Source organism: Shewanella sp. POL2 (assembly GCF_000282755.1).
GTDB classification, from domain to species: domain Bacteria; phylum Pseudomonadota; class Gammaproteobacteria; order Enterobacterales; family Shewanellaceae; genus Shewanella; species Shewanella xiamenensis.
Genome location: NZ_AKZL01000124.1, coordinates 1 through 10,150 on the forward strand (window position 1 = coordinate 1; position 10,150 = coordinate 10,150).

The 10,150-nt window shown below is 45.8% G+C and carries 7 protein-coding genes and 1 pseudogene; 6 read left to right on the plus strand and 2 right to left on the minus strand.

Going from position 1 to position 10,150, the window contains the following annotated elements; translation table 11 throughout:
* On the minus strand, nt 1-1,984 hold a 1,984-nt coding region (locus SHEWPOL2_RS20455; protein ID WP_037431165.1), incomplete at its 3' end, for an AAA domain-containing protein.
* A 369-nt stretch (nt 1,985-2,353) separates the two neighbouring features.
* On the opposite strand from SHEWPOL2_RS20455, the gene SHEWPOL2_RS20460 reads away from it, so the two are divergent.
* Entirely contained in the window at nt 2,354-3,715 is a 1,362-nt protein-coding gene (locus tag SHEWPOL2_RS20460) for a DUF4397 domain-containing protein (protein WP_037431166.1), read from the plus strand.
* A 77-nt stretch (nt 3,716-3,792) separates the two neighbouring features.
* Here the strand turns inward: SHEWPOL2_RS20460 and SHEWPOL2_RS20465 are convergent, their stop codons facing one another.
* On the minus strand, nt 3,793-5,229 hold the full coding sequence (locus tag SHEWPOL2_RS20465) for a LysM peptidoglycan-binding domain-containing protein (RefSeq protein WP_037421898.1): 1,437 nt from the start codon (nt 5,227-5,229) through the stop codon (nt 3,793-3,795).
* Between the two features lie 348 nt (nt 5,230-5,577).
* Between SHEWPOL2_RS20465 and SHEWPOL2_RS20470 the strand changes: the two genes are divergently transcribed.
* The 5 genes and pseudogenes from SHEWPOL2_RS20470 to SHEWPOL2_RS20490 form a co-directional block, all read left to right on the plus strand.
* Nucleotides 5,578-6,906 carry a leucine-rich repeat-containing protein kinase family protein gene (locus SHEWPOL2_RS20470; protein WP_037431167.1) on the plus strand — a complete coding sequence of 443 codons (1,329 nt, stop codon included), beginning with the start codon at nt 5,578-5,580 and terminating at the stop codon, nt 6,904-6,906.
* Nucleotides 6,907-7,015: 109 nt separating this feature from the next.
* Nucleotides 7,016-8,794: a sel1 repeat family protein gene (locus tag SHEWPOL2_RS20475; RefSeq protein WP_037431170.1), complete on the plus strand. Its 1,779-nt coding sequence runs from the start codon at nt 7,016-7,018 to the stop codon at nt 8,792-8,794.
* A gap of 67 nt (nt 8,795-8,861) precedes the next feature.
* Entirely contained in the window at nt 8,862-9,272 is a 411-nt protein-coding gene (locus SHEWPOL2_RS20480) for a DUF2391 family protein (RefSeq protein WP_037431171.1), read from the plus strand.
* Nucleotides 9,273-9,364: 92 nt separating this feature from the next.
* A complete protein-coding gene (locus SHEWPOL2_RS20485) occupies nt 9,365-9,595 on the plus strand; it encodes a hypothetical protein (RefSeq protein ID WP_037431174.1) in 231 nt (76 codons plus the stop codon).
* Nucleotides 9,596-9,749: 154 nt separating this feature from the next.
* A pseudogene (locus SHEWPOL2_RS20490) lies at nt 9,750-10,150 on the plus strand (DUF3581 family protein); the annotation flags it as partial.

Sequence of the window (10,150 nt, forward strand, 5' to 3'; positions counted from 1 at the left end):
CGTTAATTCCTTTACTATCACGGCTGCCAGTCACCTGGACTCGGTGTAAGTGCCCTGAACTTGTGCAGGGTCTGTGCTGCATAATCTTCAGCATACCTTGATAAAACTGCTGATTACTAAATTGGATCAGCTCAGGTTTACTCCGAAAATGCTCATTTAAAAATACTACTTGGGATTGGCTCGCAAGGGATTGCGATACTAAGTCGAGCATACTGGCATCACGGTAGCTCATTAGGCCGCGGCACTCCGCAGCAAGTCCGAGTTGGGTCTGGATTTGGGTTTGTTTTGCACGGGATAAAAACGAGAAATGGCGCAGCTGTTTGCTGTCGCCTACCACCAGTGCTGCTTTTGCCCGCTGCAAGGCCGGTAAACAGGCGGCAATATTGGCTTGGGTGGCTTCATCAATAATCACTAGATCAAACATTTGCTGCTCCATGGGCAGCACTTTATGCAAGCTGGCAAGGCTCGATAACCAAATGGGAAAGGTTTGCTTTAAGGCATCAAAATCCGTCTTGTAGAAGCCGTCGAGTTGCTTAGCGGACTGGCGAGCGCGAAGTGCACTGGCAAAACTCACCAGCGTACTGCGCTTATGTTTGAGCAATTGGTTTAATCGATAGTGAGTGGCCAATTGTAAGTATTTGAGGCTTAAGTCTTCTTTTTGGGCGATAAGGGCGGTTAATTTATCGAGCACATCCCATTGCTGAGCAAACTGTTTGATCCCCGCACGGTAAGCCCAATTGTAAAATCCTAAGCGCCAACGGGATTGTCCTTGTTGTAAGGTCGCCAGTTTTTGGCCGCGACGTATGGCATGGCGGCAATGGTGTATAAAACCGGCTTCCATTTTGGTTTGCTGACGAGTCACAGTATTTAGTTGCTGTTTTGCATTGAGTAGTAGGATATCTGAGAGGGTTTCAGCAGTCGCAGGATGCTGACCATGGAGCATTTCATCTATCTGGTTTTTAAGGACTTTAATAAACTGCGGCGAGCCGGCTCGAATAAGACTGCTCCCTAGCTGGAATTGCTGCTGCAACTTGTCGGCAATCACATCAACGGCAACATCGGTGTGGGCTACGATGAGTACAGATTTACCCCTTAATACCTGCTCCGCCGCCACTGTGGCTATGGTGTAACTTTTACCCGTTCCCGGTGGGCCCGATATCTGCCCCAAAGTATGGTTGGCCGCCACCTTTAAGGCTTGAATTTGCGCGCGGCTTAATAGCCCTGGAAGATAAGCTTCTTGGGTGTCGACATTGTGATTAACTGAATCTCGAGTTGGCGCTTGCTCAAATAGCGCTTGAAGCGGCGCAGAGAGTGAGGGTGCTGTAATGAGATTGTCGAGTTCGTGCAATATGCCGCGACTGGCCTGCGAACGCTCTGCAAGAATAATTTGGCTGCGACTAACCATAAACTGCCCACGTTTACGGCATAAGCCAGTGAATTCAGCCTCATCGATCAGCTTGGGAAAATGCAATAAATGACTGGTATCAACATCGGCTTGGCCTGCCCGCAGCCAAGCTATCCAGCCACTGACATCCGTTGGATTATTGCGTAGCTCTTGACTTAAGCTGTGTCCCTCAACGACTAATTTTTCTAACAGGGCTTCGTTGATGGTGAATAGCCCGCCGCCAGAGAAGCTGTGATTAGATTCGAGGTAAATGCTATCGCCATCGGCCTGTAACTGACATTCACGGTACAGCAGTGGCGTGACGACTTTACGTTTTTCGCCATTAAGCTCGACAGTGCCGCAGAAAAACAGACAACAGTGCAATAATACTTTTTCACGTAGATACAAGGCACTACGCGCCATTAATGCCGAGGCAGGAGCAAATGGCACCGGCAAGCGAGGCAGAAAGCCACTGCTTAACTCATCTTCACCTTGGAGCAATAGCTTTTCTTGCTCAGCAAGTTTGTGGCTAGACCACAGGTTAATTTCAGCACTATCGTGTTGAAAACACTGTTTGTAGTAGTTAAGAATCCCTTGCAAACCCTATCCATCCCTAAGGCTTAATTGGCGATGCGAGAGTAACCCAATCGTATAAGACGAACAAGGTTGTCGCGTATCTTGGGATGGAGCCAAAGCAGGTTAAAGTCCGAACGCCTGTGCTTAAAGCCAAATAATTTTTAGCGTAAAAGAAGTTATTTGAGTTGTAAGTAAACGTATCGAAAAAGGTATTTGTATCAATTCAGCGCCTGAAAAATGTGATTTGTATCAATATTAGCTTGGTTGCTGAAATGTTTGTTAAGTGTTTGAGTTTGTAAAATATTTGTTTTTGTTTTGAGTGGAAATTGCCATTGTTGTCATTGTATAACTGCGTAGACTGAACTGAAATTTTGTCTGCAAATGAGGGATACAATGCTTAACAATAAACTCAAAGGATTCGCAGTAATGACCTTCGCCTGTTTAGGGGTTACTGCTTGCGGTGGCTCCGATAATAACAAGGATGAGGATACCTCCAAAACCGATACCTATGTGCAATTTTACAACGCGACAGTTGGCAGCACTGATACCGCGCTGAAGATTGGCGATAAAACCTATGAAAGTGTGAGTTACGCCGATGCGATGCCACGCTTTACATCAACTCCCGGCGTGAGTGCTGTCGAGGTGATGGGTAAGGATGCGGCAAATAAAGATATTTCGCTCTATAAAGAGAATATCGATTTAAAAACGGCAACTGATCATTTCTTTGTTTTGCATGGGGATTTTGCCTCGCCAGCCCTTTTGAATATCAATTACTCGCGCACCGAGCTTGATAAACAAAATGCCGAGGCAGACAAGAGCAAAATGCAGTTGTTGATTGCCCATACTGCAACCAATGCACCAGCGTACGATGCGTATATTGCCAAGGCGGATAAAGGCTTTGCCGATGCGGTGATGCTTGGCAGCGTTTCCTATGGTGAGGTTTCAACGCCACAAATTTTGGATACTGGCGACTACAAAATTTATCTGACCGCGGCGGGTACGACCAATATCAGCTACACCACGGCGAGCATTAGCTTTAAAACCAAGGTGCCTTATAAGTTGATTTTAAGGGAAAGCTTTGGCGCATCAGCGGCTAAAATCAGTTTAGACAGCGTCGACTCTACCACCAATGTGCGTAACCATGTCGCCCTCGAAAGCAGTGTTGATTTTAGAGTGTTCAATGGCTTGGCCACACATAATGTTGATGTGAAAGTGGTGAGTAGTAAACAAGAAGCGCTATTTAGCAATGTGGCCCCCTTTGGCGTAACGGCCTATAAAGGCGCCGAGTTTAATGACTTTGGCGTGAGCGTATTTGACCATACTAGCCAAGCGAAATTGCTCGATAATGTGCTGATCACCCTTAATCAAGATGATATTAAAACCATCTTTATTTACGAGCAGGGCAGCCAAGTGAAGGCGATGGAGATGAAACAAACTCAAACGCCAAGTCCCTACAGCTTCAAGTTCGATATCGTGAGTTTTGCCGATAAGAGTAACCTGACTTTGTACTTCTTAAAGGCGAACGACACTATTGATACGGCAGCCTATAAGATCAGTGCGATTAATCCGACAGCGCCGCAATCGTTAGTGGTGCCTAAAGGTGAGTATTCTATCAAGGTTATCTCTGTCGAAAATGGCTCAAAAACGGTGGTTTACGCCTCTGATATGATCGATTTTAATAATCAAGACAACGTCACTATGGTGCTGAATAAGGATGCCTCAACTAGCTTTGGCTATAACCTAGTTAAGCTTTAATCGCAGCGGTTGAGCTGTAAATAAATTGGGCAATAAAAAAGCACTACCTAGGTAGTGCTTTTTCGTATTAACAATATCTATTCTGACAGTTTTAGCTCTTGGCCGGGTTTAATAATGCTCTTGGCATTGAGCTGGTTCCACTTCATTAAATCGGCGAGTTTCACCTTGTTTTTACGCGCGATTTTATCCAGTGAATCCCCTGATTTTACTTTGTAGGTTTTGGCTTTAGCAGCTGGTTTCTCGGTCGATTTTGAGGTGGCGGCTTTAGTGCTACTCGCATTCGCTTTGGTCGATGATTTGTCTGTTTTAGCCTTAGCTTTTGCGGGCTCTGGCTCATTATCATTAGCCGCCATTGGCGTTAATAGCGTGAGCTCTTGGCCGACTTTTAGGCGATCAGAGGTCAGATTATTTGCCTGTTTTAACTCTTTGACTGATAAATCAAATCTAGCTGCGATCGAACCTAAGCTATCACCGGATTTCACGATATAGGTTTGGCTGTCGTAACGTTTTTGAGCATAGAGCTTGTGCTGGTTTTCTTGATAGTGGCCAATGTTTTCAATCGGCAGGGCAATTTGGTATTTGCCTTTACTGGGGATCACGTTTTGACGGTATCCTGGGTTATAGGTTTTGAACTCCGCTTTAGTGAGTCCCGCAGCATTGGCGATTTGGCTTATTTCAACGCCATTGGGAGCGGGTAAGCGTTCCAAAAATGGGCGATTGGCAATCGGCATTACTTTGAGATTGTAATGGCTTGGGGCGCGGATAATTTGGATAAACGCCAGCCACTTAGGCACGGTTTGTACTTGGCGAGCAGGAATATTCAGCGACCAGAAATCCGTAGGTTTGCCTTTAGCTTTGTTTCTATCGATAGCGGCTTTAATCACTAATTCGCCACTGTTGTAGCCCGCAACGGCGTTAATCCAGTCGTTACCTAAGGTGTCGTGTAAGTGCTGCAAATAGTCGAGTACGGCATCGGTCGAGGCCAATGCATCTTTGCGACCATCGTAGGCTGAGTTGATCGTTAGGCCAAAGTTTCGGCCCGTAGCGGGGATCATTTGCCAAAGTCCGGCGGGGCCATTTGCTTGCGCCAGCGGGTTATAACCACTTTCGACAATTGGTAATAGTGCCAGTTCGAGCGGCATATTGCGGGCTTCGAGTTGACTCACAATATAGTATAAAAATGGCTCGGCACGCTGGGTCACCTGAGTCATAAACTTTTGCTTGTCATCGAAAAAGTTACGCTGTTTGCGTACTTCTGCATCGTCATGCACATCAATAGTACGGGCGTGTTGAATTTTCTCCCATACATCGGCATAGCGTTCGTCGACAATCTCTTTTTTATCATGATGAGATTGTGTGGTATCTCCGCTATCACCTTCAGCTTCTGGGGCTGTGGTGGCAAATTCCATGGGCGAGGTTTGCGCCGATGTTGTCGCACAGCCACTGAGTTGGGCTGTCAACATGGCGATCATTAGCACTGCTAATGCACTCGGTTGGCGAAAGGTTTTCCGCATGATTATCCTGTCATTTTTGCTAACTTGGCGTTATACCCAAACAACCTAACTCGATGCAGGCTTCTGTGTTTAAGACTGCCGAAACGGAGTGTTTGTGTACGCCATTTCTGTATTGCAGCAATTCAAAATGTGGTCGACATTTGTCCTTGATGCACCTTGAATGAGAGCACCCTAGGCGCTCTGAAACTGATATCTTTAGGTTGCTTGGATATAGATAATGTTGCACATGCTAATCTGTTTTGCGGTTTCTGGATAGCTTTGCTGATAATTTGACCACCTAGGTCACATTTAGATTTACCACTAAATAAGCTAACATAGCAGCGATTTTTCATTGATGTGGGTTAGAGTGTGCAGACGTTAACGCAGTTAAAAGCAGGGCAATTACAAGGGGTTACTCGATTACAGTTGGTTGAAAACCTCACTGAATTTCCGCAGGAAATCTTTGATTTAGCCGATACGCTAGAGATCCTCGATTTATCCAATAACCAGTTAAGTTCACTGCCCGATGATTTATATCGTTTAACCCATCTAAAGATTTTGTTTGCCTCCAATAACCGCTTTGAAGTGCTGCCAGAAGTGTTAGGTCAGTGCCCCAAATTGGAGATGATTGGCTTTAAGGCTAATCAAATTCGTGTTGTGCCAGAGGCATCGTTGCCTCAACAAACCCGCTGGCTGATTTTAACGGATAACCAAATCACCGCCTTGCCCGAGCGTATGGGGCAGTTGCATCGTCTGCAAAAATTAGCCTTGGCAGGCAATCGCTTAACTTCGCTGCCCGCATCTATGACCCAATGCCATAACTTAGAATTAGTACGTTTGTCGGCTAATCAACTGCAAGCGCTGCCAAACTGGGTGCTTAAGCTACCCAAACTTACTTGGCTGGCGTTTGCGGGTAATCCCTTTAGCCATACCTTGGTTGACCCCCATGCCGATGTGGCGAGTATGCTAAATGTGACATTAGCGGACATTGAACTCGGTGAAAAACTAGGTGAAGGGGCTTCTGGCATTATTTACCAAGGTCGTTGGTTAAATCCTGCTATGGTGGCTGCTACTGGGTGCGAACATATTGCGGTTAAGTTGTTTAAGGGAGAGGTGACCAGTGATGGTTATCCTGCCGATGAGCTAGATTGTTGTTTAACTACGGGCGCACATCCAAATCTTATCAAAGTCTTAGCGCATATCAGCCAACAGGATCAACTTGGTTTAGTGATGGAACTGATTCCTCAAGGATTTAGTAACTTAGGTTTACCGCCATCTCTAGCGACGTGTACCCGAGACACCTTTAAAGCGGGGACCGAATTTAGCCTGAAGGGCATAACTGAAATCGCTTTGCAATTAGCTGACACCCTAGCGCATATGCACGGGAAACAAGTGAGCCATGGTGATGTCTATGCCCATAATATGATGGTTAATCAGCAAATGGCGCTGTTGTTCGGTGACTTTGGCGCCGCCTCAAACTTAGCAAAATTGCCTACATCGGAACGTGATGCCATGCAGGCTATTGAGGTGCGGGCCCTAGGGTGTTTACTTGATGACTTATTGCCCTTTGCCGATAACGATGAAGACGACGCGCTGCGAGTTCAACTGCGGCAGTTAAAAGCACACTGTATGCAGCCGGAGTTATCTTGTCGCCCACGCTTTAGTGATATCGTGAAGACATTAGCTGCACTGCGCTAAGTTTACGTATGTGGCATGCAGCAAATGCAAGGGATCATGGGGTGAAAACCAACGCAGAGACATTTAATCAAGAGCGACTAAATCTCATCAGCAATGGAGAGCTGGCATTATGAGTTCGATTTCAAAACTGGTTTGGCTAAGCTTATGCTTAAGCTCGTTTCTCTCAGCGCCCGTTTGGGCGGGATTTTGGGATAGCCTGTGGCAGCGAGAGTTGCCTGTTGACCAAACTACACCACCCAAGAATGCACAGCGTTTTGAGTTTATGGGGAGTTTACCTGCTCATACCCAACTAGAACTTGTGGGTTATTACACTTCCTCTATTTGTACCCGCAAAGAAATCCGTTTCCCGAATGGTGATATTGCCAATCCCTATCGCGCCACACTGAATAAAAGCTCGGTATTGCGTCAATCGCTTGAAAGTGGCGCTGCCGCTAAACCATTCACCCTTACGTTAGCCTTACAAGGGGGCGGAGATTGCGATTGGCAGTTGGAGGACTTAGTCCTTGACCTTAACTTGATGCCAAGTCATCCCATATGGCAAAGGGTTAAGTCATTAAAAGATAACTATTTACATACGTCACCATTATTAACATCGAGCGAGCCACCGGCCAAAGCCTCGCCCCATGATGGATTTTATTTAAGCCAAGAGCTAACTATCGAACCCATACTTGCTGGCAGTGAAGAAGATACTAATCTGGTTGCCGCGTTACCGCTTACCCTTAATCCTGTGTATTACCCAGTGGTTATCTATAGCCCCAAAACAGATAGCCCCTTTGAGGTAAAGCTTAAGAGTAATTTGCAGTCGACCAGCAGTTTATGGTCGAGCAGTGCAACGCAAATGGTGCGTTTCGATAAAGAGGCTGTGCTGCGGGTGCAGTTTAATCCAGAGGTTTTGCCTGATTATCAAGTGAATGTGTGGCGCCAAGCTGACGATATTTCGGTGCATTACCCCGATGGTACCGAATATCGTTATCCGCGTGGAGATGTGCATCTCTATGCCTATGGTAAGCCTGAATCTATGCTCAATACCTTAAGCGCAAGCACCAAGGCCGAAGATAAGCGATTGCTAGCGCACATCTATTGGGCAGGTTATGCACTGGCGAAGGATGAAGAAAAAGCGCGTAAATTCTACCGAGAGGCGGCCGAGGGTGATGACTTAATTGCTATTCAGTGGATGCGATCACAGGCCGCCTATGCGGGGGAGGTTGATCAGAGCCAATATTGGTTACAACGTGCTGCTAGGCTTGGGGATATGGATGCCAAAATGGCACTTATTCGTAAGCCCTTTGAGACCATACTGCAAGGCAAGTCAAATACCGCCGAGGCAAAAAGCGCAGAAGTTAAGGCTTGGGAGCAGTTAAAACAGTTGGTTAGTCAAGGTGTGCCAGAGGCTATGAGTATGATGGCTCTCTACCAAGTATTGCCTTGGTCGCCCTACCATGATGCAACGGCGGCATTAGCCAATTATCGTTTGAGTGCACAGGCTGACCCCGCTTTGGCCCTTAGCGCTGCCAGTGATTACTATTATTGGCTAGAGGATTTTGAACAAAGCCAAGAGTTTTGGGAGATTGCCGCCGAGCGGGATTTGTATGCTGCCGCAGAATATGCCGATATCTTATTGAAACCAGCGCAGCGCAACCCTCAAAGAGCTCGTTATTGGCTTGATAAGGTTGCCTCTCAAGGTGAAAAGCAAGGTATTCAACAAGATGTGCTTGGTAAGGCTTATTTTCAATTGGCCAGTTTACTCGATGCTGGAGAGGGCGGCGATGCCGATCCCAAGCGTGCACAAATCCTGTACCAGCAAAGTCTCGTATTGGCTGAACGTTTTTCAAATGATTATGCCGCTCAAGCGAAAGAAAGACTCAAATCCCTTGAAGAGCGCCTGTAGCTAAGTTAACAGGGATAACTCGATAACAGGCTTATTCAAGTCATAGGCAAGACAGGGAGATTAAGCTATGGCTTTTCAATTTGATACCTATCGTTTTAATACCGAAGATGCGATTCAAGTGTGTGTAGGTGCCTTTGCGCTCGCTGTGCCCATCGGTTTTTCTGAAGAGGCATGGCAACTCGGAGAAACCTTACCACTACTGAATTTGCTGATGTTATTTGGTTTGTCGTTGCTGTTTCTCGGAGCGTTTACTTACCAGAGTGTGTTCCAACAGAATATTCGTCACCGCCTGCCGGTATTTATTTTCCGGATTATTATTGCCTATTTGATAAGTGCTTGTGTCGTCAGTTTAGTGCTCTTGTGTCTCGATAAATTGCCCTTAATTGACGACACCATGACTTCCTTTAAACGGATTATTGTGATTAGCATGCCCGCTTCTATGGGAGCGATTGTAGTAGATAGCTTTGATAAGGAATAAGTTTGGGCTGATGTCATGACTTTTGTCACTGGTGCATTTAGGTTATGTTGCTCATACTGGAACCCAATAGATCGATTGTAAAAGGACGCATTATGAACCCAGCAACCCTTGCATTACTTATCCCGATTTTTGCCATTGTGGGAGGATATGCGGTCGCGATTGTGAAAATCCGCGAGCGCGGTAGTTCTGCCAATAATAAGCTTCAGGCAGATAACCAGTTGTTACATATTGAACTTGATAAACTTCGCGAACGGGTTGAAGTATTAGAGCAGCTAGTGACAGATGAGAGTTTTCAATTAAAGCGTGAATTTAAGCGAGTCTAGTCCTAACAAATATGGTCATGGTGCAGTCGAGTGCCATGACTCTAGCTTGTATCTAGTTGCTTAAGTCATCGGGTGAGTGAAATGCCAAAACTGAGGTAGACTCGTGACCATTATGTTGTTAGCCCAATATTGAGCCATTAAAGAACGAGTGAATATGTTTCTATCGCCTTATTTTTCAAAGAAAAATCAATCAATTTCTGTTTCTGCACAACAAGCCAGTGACTTCGCTAAAAAAATCGCTCAAGACTTTAACCCTATCCACGATGTGGGCGCAAAACGTTTTTGTGTGCCTGGCGATTTGTTATTTGCCTTAGTCTTAACCCAGTATGGGCTAAGCCAAAGCATGAAGTTTACCTTTGCTGGCATGGTCGGTGATGGGGTTGAGCTGCAATTTCCTGAACAAGTGAACGATAGCTTTTCGATTTGCGATAACCGCGATAAAACCTATTTACATGTCACTCGCCAAGGTGATGCTAGCCGTTGTGATGCACAAAACCGAATCTTTTATTCGTAATTATGTGGCCTTCTCGGGACACAATTTTATCGACATTCTGA

Coding starts and splice junctions, on each gene's coding strand:
- SHEWPOL2_RS20460 (WP_037431166.1), top strand. CDS start 2,354: ATGCTTAACAATAAACTCAAAGGATTCGCAGTAATGACCTTCGCCTGT.
- SHEWPOL2_RS20465 (WP_037421898.1), bottom strand. CDS start 5,229: ATGCGGAAAACCTTTCGCCAACCGAGTGCATTAGCAGTGCTAATGATC.
- SHEWPOL2_RS20475 (WP_037431170.1), top strand. CDS start 7,016: ATGAGTTCGATTTCAAAACTGGTTTGGCTAAGCTTATGCTTAAGCTCG.
- SHEWPOL2_RS20480 (WP_037431171.1), top strand. CDS start 8,862: ATGGCTTTTCAATTTGATACCTATCGTTTTAATACCGAAGATGCGATT.
- SHEWPOL2_RS20485 (WP_037431174.1), top strand. CDS start 9,365: ATGAACCCAGCAACCCTTGCATTACTTATCCCGATTTTTGCCATTGTG.